This is a genomic window from Actinobacillus vicugnae, assembly GCF_901687125.1.
GTDB lineage: Bacteria > Pseudomonadota > Gammaproteobacteria > Enterobacterales > Pasteurellaceae > Actinobacillus > Actinobacillus vicugnae.
Window position 1 is genome coordinate 159,211 of record NZ_CABFJY010000044.1, and the last position, 22,792, is coordinate 182,002.

The 22,792-nt window shown below is 39.6% G+C and carries 21 protein-coding genes; 7 read left to right on the forward strand and 14 right to left on the reverse strand.

All coding sequences use genetic code 11. From position 1 onward, the window contains the following. Positions 1–172 precede the first annotated feature (172 nt). Positions 173–1,159, reverse strand: a complete 987-nt coding sequence (gene pheS / locus F8M47_RS08935; RefSeq protein ID WP_150539757.1) for a phenylalanine--tRNA ligase subunit alpha — start codon at positions 1,157–1,159, stop codon at positions 173–175. A 273-nt stretch (positions 1,160–1,432) separates the two neighbouring features. Here pheS and F8M47_RS08940 point away from each other — a divergent pair, with 273 nt between their 5' ends. Then, positions 1,433–2,095: an NAD(P)H-dependent oxidoreductase gene (locus F8M47_RS08940; protein ID WP_150539758.1), complete on the forward strand. Its 663-nt coding sequence runs from the start codon at positions 1,433–1,435 to the stop codon at positions 2,093–2,095. A 96-nt stretch (positions 2,096–2,191) separates the two neighbouring features. On the opposite strand, the gene F8M47_RS08945 is transcribed toward F8M47_RS08940, so the two are convergent. The 7 genes from F8M47_RS08945 to rplM form a co-directional block, all read right to left on the reverse strand. After that, positions 2,192–3,517, reverse strand: a complete 1,326-nt coding sequence (locus tag F8M47_RS08945) for an L-cystine transporter (RefSeq protein WP_150539759.1) — start codon at positions 3,515–3,517, stop codon at positions 2,192–2,194. A 94-nt stretch (positions 3,518–3,611) separates the two neighbouring features. Then, positions 3,612–4,385: a Zn-ribbon-containing protein gene (locus tag F8M47_RS08950; protein ID WP_150539760.1), complete on the reverse strand. Its 774-nt coding sequence runs from the start codon at positions 4,383–4,385 to the stop codon at positions 3,612–3,614. Beyond that, positions 4,366–5,289, reverse strand: a complete 924-nt coding sequence (locus F8M47_RS08955; RefSeq protein ID WP_150539761.1) for a cation diffusion facilitator family transporter — start codon at positions 5,287–5,289, stop codon at positions 4,366–4,368. Before F8M47_RS08955 ends, F8M47_RS08950 begins: the two co-directional genes overlap by 20 nt. A 26-nt stretch (positions 5,290–5,315) precedes the next feature. Then, positions 5,316–5,861 (reverse strand): ABC transporter ATPase, encoded by a 546-nt coding sequence (locus F8M47_RS08960; RefSeq protein WP_150539762.1) that lies wholly within the window; start codon positions 5,859–5,861, stop codon positions 5,316–5,318. Beyond that, positions 5,861–6,643 (reverse strand): peroxide stress protein YaaA, encoded by a 783-nt coding sequence (gene yaaA / locus F8M47_RS08965; protein WP_150539763.1) that lies wholly within the window; start codon positions 6,641–6,643, stop codon positions 5,861–5,863. The genes F8M47_RS08960 and yaaA overlap by 1 nt, the downstream gene beginning before the upstream one ends. Before the next feature lie 121 nt (positions 6,644–6,764). Beyond that, complete coding sequence (rpsI, locus tag F8M47_RS08970; RefSeq protein ID WP_005622826.1) at positions 6,765–7,160, reverse strand: 30S ribosomal protein S9; 396 nt, start codon at positions 7,158–7,160, stop codon at positions 6,765–6,767. A 16-nt stretch (positions 7,161–7,176) separates the two neighbouring features. Next, the gene (rplM, locus tag F8M47_RS08975) at positions 7,177–7,605 is read right to left on the reverse strand and encodes a 50S ribosomal protein L13 (RefSeq protein WP_005596850.1); all 429 of its coding nucleotides are present in this window, start codon (positions 7,603–7,605) and stop codon (positions 7,177–7,179) included. A 306-nt stretch (positions 7,606–7,911) separates the two neighbouring features. Between rplM and F8M47_RS08980 the strand changes: the two genes are divergently transcribed. Then, positions 7,912–8,301: a Z-ring associated ZapG family protein gene (locus tag F8M47_RS08980; protein ID WP_208790044.1), complete on the forward strand. Its 390-nt coding sequence runs from the start codon at positions 7,912–7,914 to the stop codon at positions 8,299–8,301. A 64-nt stretch (positions 8,302–8,365) separates the two neighbouring features. Here F8M47_RS08980 and glnD read toward each other — a convergent pair whose 3' ends face one another. The 4 genes from glnD to rlmE form a co-directional block, all read right to left on the reverse strand. Then, positions 8,366–10,921: a bifunctional uridylyltransferase/uridylyl-removing protein GlnD gene (glnD, locus tag F8M47_RS08985; RefSeq protein WP_150539765.1), complete on the reverse strand. Its 2,556-nt coding sequence runs from the start codon at positions 10,919–10,921 to the stop codon at positions 8,366–8,368. A 135-nt stretch (positions 10,922–11,056) separates the two neighbouring features. Next, on the reverse strand, positions 11,057–12,271 hold the full coding sequence (locus F8M47_RS08990) for an aromatic amino acid transporter (protein WP_150539766.1): 1,215 nt from the start codon (positions 12,269–12,271) through the stop codon (positions 11,057–11,059). Between the two features lie 229 nt (positions 12,272–12,500). After that, positions 12,501–14,423, reverse strand: a complete 1,923-nt coding sequence (ftsH, locus tag F8M47_RS08995; RefSeq protein WP_150539778.1) for an ATP-dependent zinc metalloprotease FtsH — start codon at positions 14,421–14,423, stop codon at positions 12,501–12,503. Positions 14,424–14,526: 103 nt separating this feature from the next. Next, entirely contained in the window at positions 14,527–15,153 is a 627-nt protein-coding gene (gene rlmE, locus F8M47_RS09000) for a 23S rRNA (uridine(2552)-2'-O)-methyltransferase RlmE (RefSeq protein WP_150539767.1), read from the reverse strand. Positions 15,154–15,413: 260 nt separating this feature from the next. Between rlmE and guaB the strand changes: the two genes are divergently transcribed. The 3 genes from guaB (at position 15,414) to guaA (ending at position 19,229) form a co-directional block, all read left to right on the forward strand. Further along, positions 15,414–16,880, forward strand: a complete 1,467-nt coding sequence (guaB, locus tag F8M47_RS09005; RefSeq protein WP_150539768.1) for an IMP dehydrogenase — start codon at positions 15,414–15,416, stop codon at positions 16,878–16,880. An 82-nt stretch (positions 16,881–16,962) separates the two neighbouring features. Beyond that, on the forward strand, positions 16,963–17,637 hold the full coding sequence (locus F8M47_RS09010; RefSeq protein WP_150539769.1) for an HAD family hydrolase: 675 nt from the start codon (positions 16,963–16,965) through the stop codon (positions 17,635–17,637). Positions 17,638–17,657: 20 nt separating this feature from the next. Further along, positions 17,658–19,229: a glutamine-hydrolyzing GMP synthase gene (gene guaA / locus F8M47_RS09015; RefSeq protein ID WP_150539770.1), complete on the forward strand. Its 1,572-nt coding sequence runs from the start codon at positions 17,658–17,660 to the stop codon at positions 19,227–19,229. Positions 19,230–19,605: 376 nt separating this feature from the next. Here guaA and F8M47_RS09020 read toward each other — a convergent pair whose 3' ends face one another. Further along, positions 19,606–21,264: a phospho-sugar mutase gene (locus F8M47_RS09020; protein ID WP_150539771.1), complete on the reverse strand. Its 1,659-nt coding sequence runs from the start codon at positions 21,262–21,264 to the stop codon at positions 19,606–19,608. 394 nt (positions 21,265–21,658) lie between these two features. Here F8M47_RS09020 and F8M47_RS09025 point away from each other — a divergent pair, with 394 nt between their 5' ends. Then, entirely contained in the window at positions 21,659–22,282 is a 624-nt protein-coding gene (locus tag F8M47_RS09025; RefSeq protein WP_150539772.1) for a DUF1919 domain-containing protein, read from the forward strand. After that, complete coding sequence (locus tag F8M47_RS09030; RefSeq protein WP_150539773.1) at positions 22,282–22,596, forward strand: CHY zinc finger protein; 315 nt, start codon at positions 22,282–22,284, stop codon at positions 22,594–22,596. The genes F8M47_RS09025 and F8M47_RS09030 overlap by 1 nt, the downstream gene beginning before the upstream one ends. 105 nt (positions 22,597–22,701) lie before the next feature. Here the strand turns inward: F8M47_RS09030 and F8M47_RS09035 are convergent, their stop codons facing one another. Continuing rightward, positions 22,702–22,782: an IS3 family transposase gene (locus F8M47_RS09035; protein WP_483189294.1), complete on the reverse strand. Its 81-nt coding sequence runs from the start codon at positions 22,780–22,782 to the stop codon at positions 22,702–22,704. Positions 22,783–22,792: the final 10 nt, after the last annotated feature.

Below are 22,792 nucleotides of genomic sequence, written 5' to 3' on the forward strand. Positions count from 1 at the left end.
TGTAAGGATTGTTCACGTCCATGCCGCCGTGGCAAAGCCAACGTTCAAAAAGCAATGCTTTTTGTCACCACTTATTAAATCTCCCCTAACCCCTCTTTACAAAAGAAGGGGACTTGCTTTATCACCTACCGTTTACTCCCGCTCTTTAACAAAGAGGGGCTGGGGAGATTTTCTACTTAAACTGTTTTAAGAAACGTAAGTCATTTTCAAAGAATGAACGTAAATCCGTTACGTTGTATCGTAACATAGTTAAACGCTCAACCCCCATACCTACCGCAAAACCACTATATTCTTCTGGGTCGATACCGACATTGCGTAAAACATTTGGATGAACCATACCGCAACCTAATACTTCTAACCATTTACCGTTTTGGCGCATTACGTCTACTTCTGCAGAAGGCTCTGTGAATGGGAAGAACGACGGGCGGAAACGTACTTGTAAATCTTCTTCGAAAAACGCTTTTAAGAAATCGTGGATTAAACCTTTTAACTCAGTAAAGTTTGCTTTTTTGTCTACATACAGTAATTCAATTTGGTGGAACATCGGTGTGTGTGTTTGATCGTAGTCGTTACGATAAACACGACCAGGTGCAACGATACGAATAGGTGGTTGCATATTTTCCATCGTACGAATTTGTACGCCTGATGTTTGAGTACGTAATAAACGTTGTGCATCAAACCAAAATGTATCGTGATCCGCACGTGCTGGGTGGTGTGCAGGGATATTTAAGGCATCAAAGTTATAGTAATCTGTTTCGATTTCTGGCCCGCTTGCAACAGTAAAACCTAATTCAGAAAAGAATTTCACCACGCGTTCAATCGTAATTGAAACAGGGTGTAAACCTCCTAATTCTGTTTTACGACCAGGTAACGATACATCAATGCTTTCCGCTACTAATTTTGCGTTTAAAGCTTCTTTTTCCCAAGCTTCTTTTTTCGCATTTAAAATGTCTAGCACGGTTTGTTTTGCTTCATTAATTCTTGCACCGATTGCTGGGCGCTCTTCGGCTGCAACATTACGTAATTCCTGCATTAACGCTGTAAAATGGCCTTTCTTGCCGAAATATTCAACACGAAATTCTTCTAATGCATCTAAGCCTTGATCCAAGGCATCTAACGCCGCTCTTGCTTTCTCTGTTAATTCTTTTAGGTGTTGCATTACCTATCCTCTAAATATATTGATGAAAAATTGTTGTGATGATAATACTTTGCCTGAAGAAAGTAAATGTAAATTAGGCTAAAGTGTTGATTTTTAAGGTTTAGCCAACAGGAAGTTGAAATAGGCTATTCAAACAAGCGGTCAATTTTTGGAGCCTTTTTACCAAAATTAGCACTAAAACAAAGTTTAGTGACTTTTCTTATGAATGATTGGCATAATAAGTGGAAAAAGCGTATTATTTCATTATTTATTACAAACTATATTGAGGGAATTATGTCACATATTGCCAAACAAGACGTTTTAGACGCATTTAACTTCCGTGCAGCTTGCCGTACTTATGATCCTGCTAGAAAAATTAGCCGTGAAGATATGGAGTACATTTTAGAACTCGCACGCCTTTCTCCTAGCTCTGTTGGCTCTGAGCCATGGAAGTTTATTGTGTTACAAAATGAAGCAATTCGTGAAAAAATTGCGCCTGTGGCTTGGGGGATTAAACACCCGATGCATGAAATGAGCCATTTAGTGGTTATTTTAGCTAAGAAAAATGCTCGCTACGATTCTGAGTTTTTCCGTGCAGGCTTATCAAAACGTGGCTTAACTCCTGAACAAATGGAGGCTACAATTGCGCGTTATAAAACCTTCCAAACTAATGATATTAAAGTATTAGAAAGCGATCGTACTTTATTTGACTGGTGCTCAAAACAAACTTATATCGCTTTAGCGAATATGATGAGTGGTGCAGCGATGATCGGTATTGACTCTTGTCCGATTGAAGGCTTTAACTATGATGCCGTAAACAAAATTTTAGCGCAAGAAGGCTTATTTGATGCGAATGAATACGGCGTTTCTTGTATGGTAACCTTCGGTTATCGTGCAAAACCGATTACGAAAAAATACCGTAAGCCAGTTGAAGAGGTGATTAGTTGGGTGGAGTAAACTGACGAATTTATAAATTAAAAGGGGCATCAGCCCCTTTTTTATTTTCTGTGACAAGCGGTCAAATTTCATCAAAATTTACCAAATATAACTGTTTCATGCGCGTGCCACCCATTTATTGGTGAGTGTACCAGCCACCATTGAACCATTTACATTTAATGCGGTACGTCCCATATCAATCAGCGGTTCAACTGAAATCAATAAACCGACTAATTCAATCGGTAAATTTAAGGTAGAAAGCACCACAATTGCCGCAAAAGTTGCGCCACCACCCACACCTGCAATCCCAAATGAAGAGATCGCAACAACCAAAATTAGAGTAAGAATATAACCTAAACTAAACGGATCTACGCCTACAGTTGGCGCAATCATAACAGCCAGCATCGCTGGATAAATCCCCGCACAGCCATTTTGTCCAATCGTTGCGCCGAAGGTTGCTGAAAAATTCGCAATCACATTATTATTGCCTAACTTATCAGTTTGCGTCTCAATATTTAATGGTAACGTTGCTGTACTTGAGCGAGAAGTAAAAGCAAAACTCAAGGTTGGTAACACTTTTTTATAGTAATCAAATGGGTTTACCTTGGCAGTCAACAGTAAAATACCATGCACCACAAACATCAAACCAATCGCTAAATAAGAGGCAACAATAAAACTGCCTAAATTTACAATATCTTCCCATTTAGAGGTTGCTGCCATTTTGGTCATTAACGCAAAAACACCATACGGTGTTAAACGAATCACAAAACGAACTAAACGCATCACTAATTTATTTAAAGTTTCTACACCTGTTGCGATACGTTCGCCTAACGCCGCATCTTCTTTAGCAAGGCTTAACGCAGCCACCCCCAGAAAAGCAGAGAAAATTACCGTGCTAATAATTGAAGTTGGATTTGCGCCCGTTAATTCTAAGAATGGATTTTTCGGAATAAATGACAACAACATAGTAGGTATCAATAAATTCGAAACCTGCTCTGCTCGCCCAACAACTTTATCTTGTGCAGCTAACTCTCTTTCTCCTATCACCAATCCTTGAGCTGATAAATCAAATAGATACGCTATAGTAATACCGATAGCTGCGGCAATAGCAGTAGTAATCAACAATACTGACAATACACTAAAGCTGATTTGACCCAAAGATCCCACCTGTCTTAGACGAGTAATTGCAGATAAAATCGAAATAAACACTAATGGCATTACAATCATTTGTAACAAACGTACATAGCCATTACCGACTAAATTCACCCAATCAAGCGTTGCATCAATCACTGATTTTGGGTAAAAATTTTGTAAAATCGCACCGCTTATTATCCCAAGTAATAAGCCAATAAATACTATCTGACCTAACTTCTGCGTTTTTTTATAAAGCAGAAAAAGTAGGTATAGCAATGTAGCAAAAATTGCCAGGTTCAAAATAATCATCCTAATCTCCCAATATATAAAAAGGTGAGAATATAACTCACGCACTATATTTTCAATACAACTTCCTAAATTTATAGAACTAAAAGTTATATCTTTATTGTACTTCCCAACTTAAATTTGAAACTAAACGACATTTATCGCATTTGAAATGTAATAGTTGGTGTAATGGCTCAGCTAATTTCCATTCTCCGTGGCATTTTGGGCATTTACGTTTATGCTCCTCATCAACATCACTACCTAAGCGATATAAATAATAAAACGTCACTATACCACTTTCTGCTTCAAGGCTACGGCATAACGCTATACCTGCTTGAGAAAGCTCGCTACCCACTTCACTAATTTGAGCAAGTGCGGCTTGCTCTAAAGCACCTCCATTCATTTGTAATTGATCGCAAGCCTGCCAGTTTTCTTGCCATTTGATTAGCTGTTCTCCGAGTTGTTGATTTCGCTTGGTGACTTTATACAACGGAATTGCGCAAAAATCTTCGCCACCCCAAATCGGTGAACAACTATCTAAATGCGTAGTATAAAGCACTTGGAAAGTTTGCTGTTCAAGCTCACTAGTTTGCTCCGCTTGATAATCTCGCCCCACAATTTCGAACGATTCAAATCCCACTCCATATGCTTCAGCTTGCGCTAATGCTGCTTCTACCTCTGCACTATTATGCTCTGGCAGTAAACTGGTTTGTTCAGGTGTTGATAAACGCACTTGAAAATGTGCTTCTGACTGATCTTGATGATAAGTCACTGCAAATTCACGCCCAATAATTTGTCCGTTAAATCGCCATTGATTAACAATTTGGTTAATTAGCGTGACAGGATCGCTTTCAAAATTCTGATAACTAAAATTAGCGATAACTTGGTACATAATTTTTTACTTGTCCTAATTTTAATTCTTGCTGAACAATTGAAGTTGGCTCTTGGTGAATAATAATTTCCGAACGAGGGAAAATAGCCAAAATCTTTTGCTCCAACGCATCAGTAATATCGTGTGCTTCAATCAGCGTAAGGTTATCTGCTAATTCCAAATGAAGTTGAATAAAACGCACCGCCCCTACTTGGCGAGTGAGTAAATCATGTATACCAATAATGCTCTCATGTTTAGCCACAATATCTAAAATCTGATCAATTTCTTCTTGCGGCAACGCTTGATCTAACAACACTTGCACTGCTTCCCAAAACATTTTGAAGGCATTAATCCCAATATAAAGCGCTATCGTAATCGCAAAAATGGCATCCGCATAAATAAAGCCGTATAAATTTAACAACATCGCGACTAGAATCGCTGCATTCATAAATAAATCGGTTTGATAATGCAAAGAATCCGCCGCAATGGCTGGGCTTTTAGTTAGTGCAACAACCTTTTTTTGATACCAAACCAAACCCGCTGTCACAATAATCGAAATAAAGCTAACCACTGCCCCGATTTCAGAGCTTTGAATAAATTCTGGATTGGTAAGCTTATGGATTCCTTGTAACACTAAAAACACCGCAGAGCCTGCAATAAATGCACTTTGTGCAATGGCTGCCAACGATTCTGCTTTGCCATGCCCAAATGTGTGATTTTCATCTGCGGGCAATAACGCAAATCGTAAAACTAAAATATTGGTGATCGAAGCCAATAAATCGACCACTGAATCCGTCATCGCCGCTAAAATGGAAATAGATCCTGTTTTCCACCACGCAAACGCTTTAATTAAAATCAGTAAACAAGCTACAAAAATCGCAAGATTCGCCGCTCGTTTAACCAACTTGATATATTGTTGTTCCATACTCCCCCCAAGTATGTCTAAATCGTTTATTTGCAGCTAATCAGCCACGGCATTGCCGCAAGTTGTTGCGCTAACTGAATTAACGATGCTTGATAAGCGGTCGAATTTTGCCATTTTTTTGCCAAAACAGACCGCTTGTCTGAAATCTGAATCTGCCCATAACCACATGGCAAATCACGCCCACGAGAAACCTCTAACAGCACATCATTAAAGCGTTCTGTCGGTGGATAAATCACTTCACTACGCAACTCTTGTTGCTCAATTTTCACATTTGATTGGATTTTACTTTGCGTACCAAATGCCGCTCGGCGCAATGTAACACGTTGTTGCAAAGTTTTACCTTGCGAATTTTGATCTAAAAAGAACAGAATACCTTTTGTCCAATTTTCAGGATTCTGCTCACTCTCTGTGGGTAAATAAAGTAGCTGGCGCATTTCATCAATGCGGTTATCGGTTACTTTTATGTAAGATTTTCCCTGAAATTCAACCGCTTCAGGTACATCAAATTGAATTGAAGTCAAATGACAAGCGGTCAAAAAAAACGAAGATATTGCCAGAGAAAGCCAACGCATTACGCTTGTTCCTCACGTTTAAATACTAATTCTGTGTCACTCGACGCTGCTTCATCAAACCAATAACCCGCATAGTTAAATGCTTTTAATTGCTCAATTGTTTTTGGTTGTGTTACTAACATAAAACGCACCATCATGCCACGTGCCTTTTTCGCATAGAAGCTGATTTGCTTGAATTTACCATTTTTCTCATCTAAAAAGACTGGCTTAACGATTGTTGCCTGCAATTGTTTTGGTTTAACGGCGCCAAAATATTCATCAGAAGCCAGATTAACTAAGATATTATCTCCTTGTTCATCAATTGCTGTTTGCAACTGCTGGGTAATAATCTCCCCCCAAAACGCATAAAGATCTTTGCCTTTCGGGTTTGCTAACTTGGTGCCCATTTCTAAACGATATGGTTGCATTAAATCTAGTGGTTTCAGTAAGCCATATAAGCCCGATAGCATACGTAAATGCGTTTGGGCGTATTCCACTTGCGCCTCAGTTAACGTTTCCGCATCAAGCCCTGTATAAACATCACCTTTAAAAGCAAATAACGCAACTTTGGCATTTTGTTCGTTATGCGCTAATTGCCATTCAGCAAAACGAGCCACATTAAGGCTAGCAAGCTTATCACTGATTGACATTAATGAAGCTAATTCGGCGGGTGAGAATTGTTTACAGATTTCAATTAATTGCTGGCTATAAGTGGTCAAATTTGGCAGAGAATTTGCAAATGGGAAATTAGGTGCGGGCGTTTCAAAATCTAAGGTTTTGGCAGGAGAAATAATGGCTAACATAAAAAGTACCTTTGTTAAAAATTTGTAGCATTTTAGCACTAGTTAGGCGATAAAAACAGAAAAGGCAGGAATAATCCTGCCTTCTGCTGATAATACTTTCGTATATCGGTAATACTCGAAATTAACGTTTTGAGTATTGTGGACGACGACGTGCTTTGTGTAAACCCACTTTTTTACGTTCAACGCGACGTGCGTCACGAGTAACGAAGCCAGCTGCACGTAATGCAGGGCGTAAAGTTTCATCGTATTCCATTAATGCACGTGTGATACCGTGACGGATCGCACCTGCTTGACCAGAAATACCACCACCTTTAACAGTGATGTATAAATCTAATTTATCTAATAACTCAACTAATTCTAATGGTTGACGAACTACCATGCGTGAAGTTTCACGACCGAAGTAAACGTCTAAAGAACGTTGGTTGATGGTAATGTTACCACTGCCCGGTTTGATAAATACACGAGCTGAAGAGCTTTTGCGGCGACCTGTGCCGTAGTTTTGATTTGCTGCTGTCATTTTCGATGCTCCGTGATTAGATGTCTAAAACTTGTGGTTGTTGTGCAGCGTGGTTGTGTTCGTTACCTGCGTAAACTTTTAATTTACGGAACATTTCACGGCCTAAAGGACCTTTTGGTAACATACCTTTAACTGCGATCTCGATCACTGCTTCTGGACGACGTGCAATCATTTCTTTGAAGGTTGCATCTTTGATACCACCTACGTAGCCAGTGTGCCAGTAGTAGATTTTGTCAGTTTCTTTTTTGCCTGTTACTGCTACTTTCTCTGCGTTGATAACGATGATGTAATCACCTGTATCTACGTGAGGAGTATATTCAGCTTTATGTTTACCGCGTAAACGGCGTGCTAATTCAGTAGCTAAACGACCTAAAGTTTTACCTGTCGCATCTACTACATACCAGTCACGTTTTACTGTTTCTGGTTTTGCTACAAAAGTTTTCATTAATTAAATACCAATAATTTTAGTTATAACCCAATCCACTTAATATAAGTGAATTACCTATATGACGGTAGAATCCGACCCCTTCGAGTCAAAATCTGACCAAACTTGTTTGGCGGGAAAGTCCAAACAAAACAGGGTGCGGGGATTATACAGATTTTTTAACTAAAAAGCTAAGTTTTTTTGCATTAAATCTGAAAAATGTCGGGAAGCTCAAATTTTCAAGATTTTGTTAGCTAAAGCCCTTCTCTTGCCTAGCAGAACATGATACAAAAAGCTAAGTTTCACTACCAAGAGGAATCAATTATGATGGGACAATGGACACCAGAAGTTTGGTCTGCAATTGGCGTAGCCTTTGTGATTGGTATCATTGTAGGATGCGTTGTTATACGTGCATTTAAAGGCAATGTGCAACAACATATCCAGTTGGAAAATGAGCTCAAAGACACCAAAGCCAAAGTAGAAGCGCAAAACCAACAGCTTGAACAGCATTTTGCACAATCTGCAGCATTGCTCTCAACCCTTGCTGAAGATTACAAAAAACTGTATCAGCATTTAGCTCAAGGTTCTGAAAAACTCTTGCCTGAAGCCGAACAGTTAGCTTTTTTCCAGCAATCTCAACTCACCTTAAAACAGGAAAATAGTGAGGATCAACCAAGAGACTATTCCGAAGGTTCATCAGGATTGTTAAAGTCGTAAAATCTCCAGAAAAATAGACCGCTTGTGCATTTCAAATCATAAGCGGTCTTATCTTACTCACCATTTATTCAGATAGTTCTGCCAATAGACTTTCTTTCAGCAATTTTTGTTGTGCTTTATTCAATGCCTGATTTTGTGTAGTACAAACCACAAAAAAATCCTCTACCCGCTCACCGATAGTGGTAATTTTCGCATTAACCAAAACTAGCTCTAATTGTCCGAAAATATGACTGACTTGGGCAAGCAACCCCTCTCTATCCAACGTAAATAATTCGAACGATGTTTGATTTGGATGTTCATCCGAGAGAAATTTCACTTTCGTTGCTCGTTTAAAAGATTGATGTTTCACTGGTTTTTTCAACAATTTAAAACTCACATTCTCGGCATCTGTTAATACACTTTGCAATGATTGTTGCACACGTTTACAACGATCTTCGTTCAACTCTGCACCACTTAATTCAGTGACAATAAAACTATCGAAAACCAAGCCATTATCACAAGTAATAATTTGTGCATCATGAATGCTGATTTTTTTCTGGCTTAACGCTTGGGCAATGCGAGCAAACAAGTGTGGTTTATCCTCACAATGTACAAAGATCTCCGTCGCACCTCTCGCATATTCATTGCTAACCAACACCATCGGTAAACTTTTCTGTTTTAAATAAGCCAAAGCGTGCCATACCAACTGTTTTGGCGTATTACGCAAAAAATAGCTATCAGGACAAGGCGCCCAAAAATTTTGCAAGCGTATCCGCTCCTGTGATGATAACGCAAATTTCATTAGCTCTAATGCATCTAATCGATTTTGTTGGCTAACTCTTTGATAATCTAGTCGTTTTTCCAGCTCTTCCGTGGTGAATTGACAAAGCTGAGCAAAAAGTGACCGCTTCCAATCATTCCACAAGTTTTCATTCGTGGCACAAATATCCGAAATGGTTAAGCACATTAAATCGGCTAAAGCGGTCGAATTTCCAACAATTTTTGCGAAGCTTTTTACGACCGCAGGATCATGAATATCACGGCGTTGAGCAGTTAATGACATCGTAAGATGCTCCCTAACTAACCAAGCCATTTGCTGTGCCTCTTGCTCGGTAAAGCCATGCAAAATAGCAAATTCATAGGCATCCACTGCGCCTACTTGTGCATGATCACCTTCGCGCCCTTTTGCAATATCATGGAAAAGCGCCGCTAAATATAAGATATGGCGGTGTGTACAAGTTGAGAAAGATTGGCAACAGAGCGGGTGATCCTCGTACGCTCCGTCGGTTAAAAAACTCTCAAGTTTTTGCATCACCCGAATAGTATGCTCATCCACCGTATAAATATGAAATAAATCAAATTGCATAAGCCCTTTGATACCATCCCATTGCGGTAAATAAGCAGATAAAACGCCTAGTTGGTGCATTGGGAGAATCGCTCGCTCCACCATTTTGGGCTGTGAAAAGAGCGAAATAAAACGCGCTCTGGCAGCGGGAATCTGGCACAATGGCTGCGTTTGTTTTTTTAGCGCTAATCGTAAATTACGCAAGGTAATCGCATTAGCTTTTGCTTCAGGGAGCTGAGTTAAATGTACAAAAAGATCTAAAATAGAAACAGGATCTTGAATAAAACAGCGTCTATGCCGACAAACTATTTCTGAGCCTTGCAGATAATAATTCTGATCAAGCGGTTGTTTTTCTGCCGTATTTTGCTTACCTAAAATCAGCTGTTCAAAATTATCCAGCAATAATTGGCTAAGCTGTGAAATAGATTGTGTTGCTTGGAAAAACGCCTTCATCATCGTTTCTACAGGCTGATTACCCTCGCCCTGATAGCCTAATTGTTCACTTAATTGAAGCTGACGATCAAAACGTAGGCGGTTGTCATAGCGTTTAAGCTGTAAATGTAATGCAAAACGCATCCGAAAAAGCACCGCTTGTGCCTCATTCAGTTCGTTAAATTCTTCAGGAAAAATGATTCCTTTATTTAATAAGCTATCAAAGGAATAAGTACCAAAGTGCCTTAGCGAGATCCACGCAACCAAATGCAGATCACGCAAACCACCAGGGCTATGTTTTAGGTCTGGCTCTAGGTTATAACTAGTATTGTGATAACGGGCGTAACGCGCATTGCGTTCTTGCATTTTTGCACTAAAAAATTGATCTATCGCCCAAAAATCTTCTGCATAGAGTTGTTCATGCAATATTTGCCATAAGGCTTTATTGCCCGTGAGATAACGCCCTTCATACATATTAGTCGCTACGGTTAATTCGTTTTTACCAATTTCTATACACTCACTCAGGGTTCTAACGCTCGCCCCCACTTGCAATTTGCTATCCCATAGCAAGTTAAATAATTCATTGAACTTGGCGTGTGTGACATCATCTAGCATTTGTTCCACAATCACTAAAATATCTAAATCGGATAACGGGAACATTTCTTGTCTGCCATAGCCCCCCACTGCAATCAGTGATAAATCTGCACGTTGATCAAAGCCGAATTTCTGCCATAATGTCAGTAACATTTGGTCATAAAAATCACTGCGTTGTCGTAACAACGTCACGACTTCTGTTGTAGCAAAATCCGTTTTTTGCTGCAGGTTAAACTCAGAAAGTTGTTGTTTGAGTGCTGTGTCTGCCATATGTTTATCTCTAAAATAGATTACGCTTAATCACACTTTTAGCATACTCCAGTCAAATTAGAAAGACAAAAAAGCGGTCGAATTCTGCAAACATTTTGCAAATTTCAACCGCTTGTTGGTTTATTTGTTTAGTGATTAAGCACCAATCACTTTTGGCAAATAACCCGCATCAATTAAGAACGGTACGTTCATAATCAGTAAACCTAAAATTAAAGCGAGCAGTAAACTAAAGCCGCCCCCGATTACACGGTAAGGTGCTTCTGGGTACAACTTACGGAAACGCCACGCCATACCTACTGGTAATACTAAACCGTAGAAAGTAAACATTTGACCTGCGTAAGTCAGAGAGTTTAAGAAATCTGTATAGAATAACGCAAAAAACACTGGCGGAATAAAGGTTAATAAACCAAGCGAGATGCGATTAGCTTTGATGTTAATACGTTTCAATAAGTCATCTAAACAATCAAATAATGCGAGTGAGACCCCTAAGAATGACGTGATTAGCGCCACTGCAGAGAAGGTAGTTACTGCACCACTAATAAATGCACTACCTGTCGCTTGGTAAGTTGCATCAACTAAACCGCTTAATGTTGGGTTAGCACGTACGATTTCTACGAATTGAGATTGTGCAAATACACCATGAATCGCCATTTGCCATAAAATATACGCAAATAATGGAATACCTGTACCAACAATAATTGCAGTGCGTAAACGTTTAATATTGCCATCTAAATATTTATTAATTGATGGGATCACAACATGGAAGCCAAATGAAGTAAAGAATACTGGACTTGCTGAAATCAATAAGAAATCTTTTAATGGCATCGCGCCAAGGTTTTCTAAACTTACTTGCGGCAACATCATGATTAATACGAAACCAAATGCCAATAATTTTACAATAAATAATAAACGGGTCACGATATCAACGGAACCTGTACCAATCGTTACAAATACCCCAAAGATCACCGCAAATGCAACAATACTTACTGATTTAGCATTTTCTCCTAAAAAAGAGAATAACGGCACTAATAAATCGCCACCGCTCCCTACAATGTAAGCGGTCAGAATCGCATACATAAACACAACCAGTGATAATGTTGCTAAAACACGTCCAAACATACCAAAATATTGCTCTGCTAAGGTTGCGATCCCCGCATCTTGCCGTTCTGCTTTTTGGTACACTTCAACAAATAAAAGTGCGCTGTAGGATAATAAAGCCCAAAGAATAAAAAGTAACGTTAATGTATAGCCGAAACCCATTTCTGCTGACGTTAATGGCATTGCCAACATACCAGCGCCGATTGTGGTCCCCGCAACAATCAATGCACTACCAAAAGTTTTGTTTTGCATATCTAACCTCTAAAAATTGTTATTAGGTTGGTTATTCTACAAGAACAAAAAACAAATGTAACGAAAAAATCTCACCGTAAATAAAATTTTACACCCTTTAAAATCAATAAGTTAGTATTAATTTTTATCTTGCAAGATTCCAGAAAGATTCAACCGCTTGTAAAATCAGCAATTAATAAACATAAAAAAACCGAGAAACTTGCGTCTCTCGGTTTGTTATTATTGATAGTTAAGCGTCAGCTTGTTTATCTGCCACTTCCGCATCATTTGGTGCTTCTGTTGGTTGCTGCTCTATATTAGGTTTTTGCGCAGTTGGTGAATCGCTTGATGAGCTATTATCGCTCTTATCGTTCCAACCTGCAGGCTCACCTACTGGACGACGATTCATTAAATCATTAATTTGCTTACGATCTAAGGTTTCATATTTTAACAATGCATCTTTCATCGCATGTAAAATATCTATATTGTCTTCTAATGTTTGCTTCGCTCGCGCATAGTTACGATCGATGATTTTACGCATTTCTTGGTCAATCAATTTCTGTGAATCTTCTGATACACCTTTGATTGCGCCCATTCCATCTTCATTTTGATAGAACAAAGGCCCTAATTCTTTAGAGAAGCCCCATTGGGTTACCATTGCACGGGCAATTTGCGTTGCACGGTGAATATCTGAAGACGCCCCCGTGGTAATTTTATCTTCACCAAAAATTAAACCTTCGGCAATTCGTCCTGCGAATAATGTAGAAAGTTGGCTTTCTAATTTAGTAAAGGTTTCACTTACACGATCGCCTTCTGGCAAGAATTGTGCAAAGCCAAGCGCTTGACCTCGAGGTACAATCGTTACTTTGTTAAGTGGATCGTGTTCTGGCATTAAATAACCAACAATAACGTGACCCGCTTCGTGATATGCTGTATTCATCAGCTCTTTTTCAGTCATCGTATTTGAACGACGTTCAGGCCCCATATTGATTTTATCGCGCGCTTTTTCGAAGTCATCCATTGTGACAACACGCTGGTTTTTACGCGCTGCGAATAACGCTGCTTCGTTTACTAAGTTCGCTAATTGTGCACCTGAATAACCTGGTGTGCCACGAGCTACAATCATTGGATCAACATCTGGCGCAAGCGGTACTTTTTTCATATGTACTTTTAAGATTTGTTCACGACCTTTCACATTCGGCAAATCCACCGTTACTTGGCGGTCAAAACGACCTGGACGAGTTAAAGCATCATCAAGCACATCTGCGCGGTTAGTTGCTGCGATAATGATTACGCCTTCCGAACCTTCAAAACCGTCCATTTCTACCAGCATTTGGTTTAAGGTTTGTTCACGTTCATCATGACCACCACTAAAACCAGCTCCACCACGTTTACGACCTACCGCATCAATTTCATCAATAAAAATGATACAAGGCGCATTTTTCTTTGCCTGTTCGAAAAGATCACGTACACGTGAAGCCCCCACGCCGACAAACATTTCAACAAAATCAGACCCCGCCATAGTAAAGAAAGGCACGCCTGCTTCGCCAGCAATAGCTTTTGCCAACAAGGTTTTACCTGTACCTGGAGGACCTACCATCAGAATACCTTTTGGAATACGTCCCCCCAATTTTTGGAATTTGCTTGGATCTTTTAAGAAATCGACCACTTCGCCAACTTCTTCTTTCGCTTCATCACAGCCAGCAACATCTGTAAAACGTGTTTTTACTTGCTCAGCCGTCAGCATTTTTGCTTTGCTTTTACCAAAGCTCATCGCACCACGACCGCCACCGCCTTGCATTTGACGCATATAGAAAACCCAGAAACCAATTAACATTAGCATCGGGAACCATGAAATAAAGATTTGCGACAACAAGCCACGACGCTCTTCTGGCTGCCCCGTTATTGTTGCATTAGTTTTCGCAAGATCCGCCAATAAGTATTCATCGTACATTGGCATCACTGTTTGATATTGCGTACCATCGTTTTTAGTAACAGAAATAGTTTCATCGTTGCGTTTAAAATCTACCTCTTTTAAATTATTCGATTTGATATCGTTCAAGAAGGTTGAATAAGCAACCGTATTATTGTTACTAAAGTTTGAGTTAAAGCCTTCAAATGCCGTCATTAGCACTACTGCTACCACGACCCAAAGGACAATATTTTTAACCATATCACTCAAGGTTAATTTCCTCTTTTAGAATAAAAAAACTTGCCATTTTACTAGATAACAAGCGGTCAGATTTTGCAAAACTTTTGCAATTTTCGACCGTTTATTAGCCTTTATAACCCGTCGCAACAATGTAAACCTCTCTTGAACGATCACGAGAAGCCTCTGGTTTGCGCACTTTTACGGCGCTAAACATTGCACGAATTTCTCTTAAATACTCGTCAAAGCCTTCACCTTGGAATACTTTAACAACAAAACTGCCTTTTGGTGCTAACACTTGGCGACACATATCTAAAGCCAGTTCAACTAAATACATTGCGCGGGGAATATCAACTGAAGGCATACCGCTGAAATTTGGCGCCATATCCGACATTACGACATCCACCATATCATCGCCAACACGCTCTAACAGCGCATTTAACACTGATTCTTCTCGAAAATCGCCTTGTAGAAAATCCACCCCAACAATTGGGTTCATATCTAAAATATCGCAAGCAATGATTCGACCTTTGCTCCCGATTTGCGTTACCGCATATTGCGACCAACCACCTGGCGCGGCACCTAAATCTACTACAGTCATACCAGGTTTGAATAAACGGTCGGTTTGTTGGATTTCATCTAGCTTAAAATAAGCACGTGAGCGTAATTTTTGTTTGTGTGCTTTTTGCACGAATTGATCTTTAAAATGTTCGGCAAGCCAACGTGATGAACTCGCACTTCTTTTTCTGCCCATTAAATAAATCTCTTCCCTGCCTCTTAAAAAAACTAGTTTATCATAATAAGGGCAATTTGGCGCTATTCAAGAGCGAAAAGAGACGTAAAGTTAAAAAATTGTAATAAGCGGTCGGATTTTTGTCACTTTTTACAAAAAACAGCCACCCGCAACCGATTGCCTTAAATTCAATTTTACAACTTTGTAAAACGCCTGTATAATTCGCCCGCAATAATTTCTAGACAGCTCTTTTATTTTTTTATCTTTAAGGAACTATTGCAATGGCATTACGTATCAAACAAGAAGCCCTTACTTTTGATGATGTTTTACTCGTCCCTGCACATTCTACCGTGCTTCCAAATACTGCAGATCTTTCAACGCAACTTACCAAAACCATTCGTTTAAATATCCCAATGCTTTCAGCAGCAATGGATACCGTCACCGAAACAAAATTAGCGATTTCTTTAGCACAAGAGGGCGGCATCGGTTTTATTCACAAAAATATGTCTATCGAACGCCAAGCCGATCGTGTTCGCAAGGTGAAAAAATTCGAAAGTGGTGTGGTTTCAGAGCCTGTAACAGTTTCTCCAGATCTTACTCTTGCTGAACTTGCGGAATTAGTCAAGAAAAATGGTTTTGCTGGCTACCCTGTGGTAGATGGCGAAGGCAATTTAGTCGGCATTATCACAGGTCGTGACACTCGTTTTGTGAAAGATTTAAGCAAACCTGTCTCTAAATTAATGACCCCAAAAGAACGTCTTGTTACTGTTAAAGAAAATGCAACACGTGATGAAATTTTAGAACTTATGCACGATCGCCGTGTAGAAAAAGTGCTTGTGGTGGATGATAACTTCAAATTAAAAGGCATGATCACCGTTAAGGACTTCCAAAAAGCAGAACAAAAACCAAATGCGTGTAAAGATGAATTTGGTCGGTTACGTGTGGGTGCAGCCGTGGGTGCTGGTCCTGGTAATGAAGAACGTATTGATGCTTTAGTAAAAGCAGGGGTAGATGTACTTCTAATCGACTCATCACACGGTCACTCTGAAGGCGTTTTACAACGTGTGCGTGAAACTCGTGCTAAATACCCTAACTTACCAATCGTAGCAGGTAATATTGCAACTGCTGAAGGCGCTATCGCATTAGCGGATGCTGGCGCAAGCGCGGTAAAAGTGGGGATTGGTCCAGGTTCAATCTGTACCACACGTATCGTAACGGGTGTGGGCGTGCCACAAATTACGGCGATTGCTGAAGCGGCAGAAGCATTAAAAGACCGTGGTATTCCTGTGATTGCAGACGGCGGTATCCGCTACTCTGGCGATATTTCAAAAGCGATTGCTGCGGGCGCAAGCTGCGTAATGGTAGGTTCAATGTTCGCAGGTACAGAAGAAGCGCCTGGTGAAATTGAGCTTTACCAAGGTCGTGCGTTTAAATCTTACCGTGGTATGGGTTCATTAGGTGCAATGAGCAAAGGTTCATCAGATCGTTATTTCCAATCAGATAACGCCGCAGATAAATTAGTGCCAGAAGGTATTGAAGGTCGCATTCCTTACAAAGGCTTCTTAAAAGAAATCATTCACCAACAAATGGGCGGTTTACGTTCTTGTATGGGCTTAACTGGTTCTGCAACCATTGAAGATCTACGTACTAAAGCACAATTTGTACGCATTAGTGGTGCGGGTATCAAAGAATCACACGTACATGATGTGACAATTACCAAAGAAGCACCAAACTATCGTATGGGTTAATCAACTCTACGCTATAAACAACCAAGCGGTCGAATTTTGTAAAATCTTTGCAATTTTTGACCGCTTGTAATTAGGAGGAACAATGATTCAAGCGATAATTTTTGATATGGACGGCGTGATTGTCGATACCGAATACCTTGAGTTTTCGTTGCAAAAGCAATTTATTGAAGAGATCAAAGAACATGATCGCCCCATTACGCTAGCGCAACAGTCCGAAGTAGTTGGCAAATGTTTAAAAGAAATCCCAATTATTGTGAAAAAATTAGCAGGTTCAACGCTACCCATTGAAGAAATTCGTGAACGCTATTATCAGTTCTTCCAAACATTATTTAGCAATGTGAATTATCTGGATATCTTCCGTTCCGATATAAAGCAGATTCTCCAATTTGCTAAACAAAACCAAATAAAATTGGCAGTGGCATCCTCCTCCGCCCTTGCCCACATTCATACGATTTTAACAGCCTGTGGCATTAAAGATGAATTTGATTTGATCGTCAGTGGCGAGCAATTTGCACAAAGCAAACCCGATCCAACAATTTATCGCTACACTTGTAAGCAACTCGGTGTCTCCCCCGAAAATGCCATCGCAATTGAAGATTCATTCTACGGTATGCAATCGGCTAAAACGGCTGGTTTAACCGTGATTGGCTATCAAGAAGAACGTATGTTAATCGATCAATCTTTAGCCGACTATATCGGAAAAGATATGAATGAAATTTTAGACACTCTCCGCACCTTGCACCGTGGAAATTATTGAACATAAACAAGAGACACAAAATGAACAACATTCACAATCATAAAATTTTAATTTTGGACTTCGGTTCACAATACACGCAATTAATCGCACGTCGTGTGCGTGAGATTGGCGTTTACTGCGAACTTTGGGCATGGGACGTTACCGAAGCACAAATCCGTGAATTTAACCCAACAGGGATTATTCTTTCTGGTGGTCCTGAAAGTACCACAGAAGAAAACAGCCCACGTGCGCCTGAATACGTATTTAACGCAGGTGTGCCTGTATTAGGTATTTGCTACGGCATGCAAACCATGGCAATGCAATTAGGCGGTTTAACGGAAACTTCTGATCATCGTGAGTTCGGTTATGCTTCGGTTGATTTACAAGCAACAGATGCATTATTTGCCAAATTAAACGATAATTTGACCGCTTCTGAGCCTAAATTAGATGTTTGGATGAGCCACGGCGATAAAGTAACCCGTTTACCTCAAGGTTTCCAAATTACAGGTACTACACCAACTTGCCCAATTGCAGCAATGTCGGATGAAAACCGTCGCTTCTACGGCGTGCAATTCCATCCAGAAGTTACGCATACGAAAAGTGGTTTAGAACTATTAACGAACTTCGTTGTAGGCGTTTGTGGCTGCGAATGCAAATGGACAGCTGAAAATATCATTGAAGACGCTGTTGCACGTATCAAAGCGCAAGTAGGCGATGATGAAGTGATTTTAGGCTTATCTGGCGGGGTGGATTCCTCAGTAACCGCCCTACTTCTCCACCGTGCTATCGGCAAAAACTTGCACTGTGTATTTGTCGATAACGGCTTGCTTCGCTTAAACGAAGGTGATCAAGTAATGGAAATGTTTGGCAATAAATTCGGTCTAAATATTATTCGTGTCAATGCGGAAGATCGTTTCTTAGATGCGCTAAAAGGCATTGATGAACCTGAAGCAAAACGCAAAATGATTGGTAAAGTGTTTGTGGATGTATTCGATGATGAATCGAAAAAACTCACTTCGGTCAAATGGTTAGCACAAGGCACTATCTACCCTGATGTTATCGAATCTGCGGCAAGCAAAACGGGTAAAGCGCACGTAATTAAATCACACCATAACGTAGGTGGCTTACCAGATTATATGAAACTCGGTTTAGTTGAACCGCTACGTGAATTATTTAAAGACGAAGTGCGTAAAATCGGCTTGGCTCTCGGTTTGCCAGCAGAAATGCTTAACCGCCATCCGTTCCCAGGTCCAGGTTTAGGCGTGCGTGTATTAGGCGAAATCAAAAAAGAATACTGCGATTTACTGCGTAAAGCCGATGCAATCTTTATTGAAGAACTCTACAAAGCAGATTGGTATTACAAGGTAAGCCAAGCGTTTACCGTATTTCTCCCTGTGAAATCGGTGGGTGTAATGGGCGACGGACGTAAATACGATTGGGTTGTTTCACTCCGTGCTGTTGAAACTATCGACTTTATGACCGCGCATTGGGCACATTTACCATACGATTTACTTGGAAAAATCTCAAATCGTATCATTAATGAAGTAAACGGCATTTCCCGCGTGGTATATGACGTTTCAGGCAAACCCCCAGCAACGATTGAGTGGGAATAAATTTTAAGAATTCGGAACTTTAGTAAATATTGACTATTTAATCTTAATTCCATATATATCTAGGTTTTTTACAAATTTAGAACTTTCTCTAGCATTAGAAGGAATCGGAGTTAATATGAAAATAGAAGCTAAATTGATTGAAAATGTTGTTGGTGTAGTGGTGGCGTTTCTGTGAGTGCCAACCTCACATTGAATTGACAAATTAAGTTATAATCAATATTGACTAAAGGGATGAGTAGCAACGCCATGAAGTGCAAATCTTCACACTCACACCATATTCGATAAAGGTAAATCTATAAGTTGCCTTTTTATAGACATGGTCTATTTACAAAAAAAGCGAACCTTTTGGTTCGCTTTTTTACTATCGGCTAATTAATTAGCAATCTTGTTTACCATATTGCTCTTGGCGTAGTAACTCACGTACGCTTTCGTCGAATTGGCTTAATACGTTATCCGCATCTGCAGCATCTTTACCTTTTGCATCGAGGTAGAACTTAATTTTTGGTTCGGTACCTGATGGGCGAGTGATTAAGCGGCTGCCGTTTTCTAATACAAATACCAAAATATCGCTTTGGCGATCGGTTTTGGTATGGTCAATTAATTGCGCTACATTGAAGCCACCGATAGCAGTTGGCGGGTTGGTGCGTAATGCCGTCATTAATTTGCCAATTTCAGATAAATCGCTCACACGAATTGAAATTTGACCGCTTACATAAGCGCCAAATTCATTATTGAAATCGTTAATGGCATCTTGTAATATTTTGCCTTGCGCTTTTAAGCTACACACAAAATCTAAGAATACGATAGCAGCTGAAATGCCGTCTTTATCGCGTACTTTATCTGGGTCCACTAAATAGCCTAATGCTTCTTCAAAGCCAAATAATAAGCCATCAACTTTACCGATATATTTAAAGCCTGTTAGCGTTTCTTCTGACTGTAAACCGTATTTTTTCGCAATTTCAGCTAACGCTGGTGAAGATACTAATGAACAAGCTAATACGCCCTGTTTGCCTTGTGCATGATATTGTTTCGCTAAATACCAGCCTAATAAACAGCCTACAACGTTACCATGTAAACCTTTCCAGTTTCCTTGCGCATCTGGCATTGCTACCGCTAAGCGGTCTGCATCTGGGTCATTTGCGATAATAAATTCAGCGTTTTTCTCTTTTGCTAGTTTAATCGCTAAATCTAATGCGCCTTTTTCTTCTGGGTTCGGGAAATTCACAGTTGGGAATGAACCATCTGGCTGAATTTGCTCTGCCACTAAATGCGGTTGCGGCAAGCCTGCTTTTTCAAGAGTTTTGCTTAATACTTCGTAGCCTACACCGTGCATTGCAGTGTAAACATAATTAATGTCTGTCGCTTGTTCTTTTGCTAACGCAGCTGTTTTTGCAATATATGCATCAACAATTTCATCATCTAACACAATGAAATCTTGGCTACGAGGAAGATCAGCAATATTGCCTGCTGCAACTTTATCAATTAATGCGGCAATGTCTTTATCCGCTGGCGAAACAATTTGACCACCACCGTTTGCTTTACCTAAATAAACTTTATAACCATTGTCTTCTGGCGGGTTGTGGCTTGCGGTAACCATAACACCTGCAGTGGTATCAAAATATTGAATTGCATACGCTAATACTGGAGTTGGTAATTTGCGAGGTAATAAATAGGCTTTGATACCTGCCCCTGCCATAATTTCCGCAGTATCACGTGCAAATACATCTGAATTTTTACGACCATCATAACCAATCACAATTGAGGGTGCTGTATCATAGTCTTTTAGATAATCCGCTAACCCCCCCGCTGCCTGCGCTACTAATACACGATTCATCCCCATTGAACCAGCTTGTAAACGTCCACGTAAGCCCGCTGTACCGAATTGTAAACGTCCATCGAACCGTGTGTTTAGTTCAGCTAATGCTTTTGCATCACCTGCTTGCGCTGCTTCAATTAATTGAGATAATTCAGCACGAGTCTCTTGATCAGGGTCTTGTGCTAACCAGTTTTGCGCAATAGTAAAAATTGAACTCATTGCAACTCCTTATATTTGAAAAAATAATGAATGAATACTTGTATAGCCTATCTGAAAATCGCATAAATAAAAATGATTTATTTCATCTTTTTGATAAGTTTGTGATCTATTTCTCAAATAAAGATCAAGCAAACGGTTGCGGCTTATCATGATGAAAAATAAGTTGTTTATCTGTTCAGATTTTAGAAAGCATGATATCTAAATTTGCATTAATTCTTACTGGCGTAAATCAAATAAGCGGTTAAATTTTTGCAATTTTTTAGCGAAAAACAACCTCTTGCTTGTCAACGAAACAGAAAAATGTAAAGTTATTAAAATACATGGAACTTTTAAACAAGTCGTATCAGAATACTGCCCCGAATTTATGTCAAACTATTTTAATCTGAGTAACACGATGTTTAATTTAGCCAAGAAGGCAATTAATAAATTTCTGCGTAAAGCGATTAATGCCTTAAATCGCCAACGTTTACAAAATCATGCAATGTCTGTACTTTCTATTAATTGCAATGGCGCATTTATTTTGCATGAACTAGAACAGCAGTTCCGTTCGCCTTTTGTGAATCTTTTCCTTTCACCTGCTGATTTCATCAAATATCTGAAAAATATCACGCACTATATGCAAGCAGAGCTTGTATTTGAGTCGACAAATAAAAGCTATCCAGTAGGCAAATTAGCGGACCTGACGATTCATTTTATGCACTATCATTCAGAACAAGAAGCGCTGGAAAAATGGGTAGAACGAACCAAACGAATTAATTTAGATAATCTGTTTGTGATAATGACTGATCGTGATGGTTGCACCTACCAAGATTTACAAGAATTTGACCGCTTACCATTTGCAAATAAAGTAGTTTTTACGCATAAACCTTATCCTGAATTTCAGTCAGCTTTTTATATCAAAGGCTTTGAAACTCAACCTCAAGTTGGGGATTTATTTGAGTTTTCAGGTTGGAATGGCAAAAAATATTATGATCAATTTAATTATATTGATTGGTTTAATGGAAAAGGCGTGAAGTAATGTGTAAAGTTTATGGCTTAACCGTGGATGAACAAACTCGCTGTCAGCATTATCATTCTGTGCTGGATATTATTGCGATTAAATTTAAGTGTTGTGATAAGTTTTACCCATGCTATCAATGCCATCAGGCTTGTGAAACGCACCCTATTGAGCGTTGGCAAGCAAATGAATTTGAACAACAGGCAATCTTGTGTGGCAGCTGCCAGCACACATTAAGTATTCAGCAATATATGCAAGTTAGCCATTGCCCTTATTGCCAAGCACAGTTTAACCGTGGTTGCCAAAAACATTATTCAATTTATTTTGAAGTTTGATAGCCCGTCCATTACTACATATAGAAAAGCGGTCTGATTTGCCGAAAGTTTTGCAAATCAGACCGCTTGTTGATCTGCCCCCCAAAAGTTGGACAGGTTAGTACACTATAAATATTGAGCTCTGTATTGTGCAGGGCTCAATCCTTTTAAATCCATTTTAATACGCTTTTGGTTGTAATACATCACATATTCTTCC

What these genes read in the sequence shown, in the direction of transcription:
- pheS (WP_150539757.1), bottom strand. Translation starts at nt 1,159, where the DNA reads ATGCAACACCTAAAAGAATTAACAGAGAAAGCAAGAGCGGCGTTAGAT.
- F8M47_RS08940 (WP_150539758.1), top strand. Translation starts at nt 1,433, where the DNA reads ATGTCACATATTGCCAAACAAGACGTTTTAGACGCATTTAACTTCCGT.
- F8M47_RS08945 (WP_150539759.1), bottom strand. Translation starts at nt 3,517, where the DNA reads ATGATTATTTTGAACCTGGCAATTTTTGCTACATTGCTATACCTACTT.
- F8M47_RS08950 (WP_150539760.1), bottom strand. Translation starts at nt 4,385, where the DNA reads ATGTACCAAGTTATCGCTAATTTTAGTTATCAGAATTTTGAAAGCGAT.
- F8M47_RS08955 (WP_150539761.1), bottom strand. Translation starts at nt 5,289, where the DNA reads ATGGAACAACAATATATCAAGTTGGTTAAACGAGCGGCGAATCTTGCG.
- F8M47_RS08960 (WP_150539762.1), bottom strand. Translation starts at nt 5,861, where the DNA reads ATGCGTTGGCTTTCTCTGGCAATATCTTCGTTTTTTTTGACCGCTTGT.
- yaaA (WP_150539763.1), bottom strand. Translation starts at nt 6,643, where the DNA reads ATGTTAGCCATTATTTCTCCTGCCAAAACCTTAGATTTTGAAACGCCC.
- rpsI (WP_005622826.1), bottom strand. Translation starts at nt 7,160, where the DNA reads ATGACAGCAGCAAATCAAAACTACGGCACAGGTCGCCGCAAAAGCTCT.
- rplM (WP_005596850.1), bottom strand. Translation starts at nt 7,605, where the DNA reads ATGAAAACTTTTGTAGCAAAACCAGAAACAGTAAAACGTGACTGGTAT.
- F8M47_RS08980 (WP_208790044.1), top strand. Translation starts at nt 7,912, where the DNA reads ATGGGACAATGGACACCAGAAGTTTGGTCTGCAATTGGCGTAGCCTTT.
- glnD (WP_150539765.1), bottom strand. Translation starts at nt 10,921, where the DNA reads ATGGCAGACACAGCACTCAAACAACAACTTTCTGAGTTTAACCTGCAG.
- F8M47_RS08990 (WP_150539766.1), bottom strand. Translation starts at nt 12,271, where the DNA reads ATGCAAAACAAAACTTTTGGTAGTGCATTGATTGTTGCGGGGACCACA.
- ftsH (WP_150539778.1), bottom strand. Translation starts at nt 14,423, where the DNA reads ATGGTTAAAAATATTGTCCTTTGGGTCGTGGTAGCAGTAGTGCTAATG.
- rlmE (WP_150539767.1), bottom strand. Translation starts at nt 15,153, where the DNA reads ATGGGCAGAAAAAGAAGTGCGAGTTCATCACGTTGGCTTGCCGAACAT.
- guaB (WP_150539768.1), top strand. Translation starts at nt 15,414, where the DNA reads ATGGCATTACGTATCAAACAAGAAGCCCTTACTTTTGATGATGTTTTA.
- F8M47_RS09010 (WP_150539769.1), top strand. Translation starts at nt 16,963, where the DNA reads ATGATTCAAGCGATAATTTTTGATATGGACGGCGTGATTGTCGATACC.
- guaA (WP_150539770.1), top strand. Translation starts at nt 17,658, where the DNA reads ATGAACAACATTCACAATCATAAAATTTTAATTTTGGACTTCGGTTCA.
- F8M47_RS09020 (WP_150539771.1), bottom strand. Translation starts at nt 21,264, where the DNA reads ATGAGTTCAATTTTTACTATTGCGCAAAACTGGTTAGCACAAGACCCT.
- F8M47_RS09025 (WP_150539772.1), top strand. Translation starts at nt 21,659, where the DNA reads ATGTTTAATTTAGCCAAGAAGGCAATTAATAAATTTCTGCGTAAAGCG.
- F8M47_RS09030 (WP_150539773.1), top strand. Translation starts at nt 22,282, where the DNA reads ATGTGTAAAGTTTATGGCTTAACCGTGGATGAACAAACTCGCTGTCAG.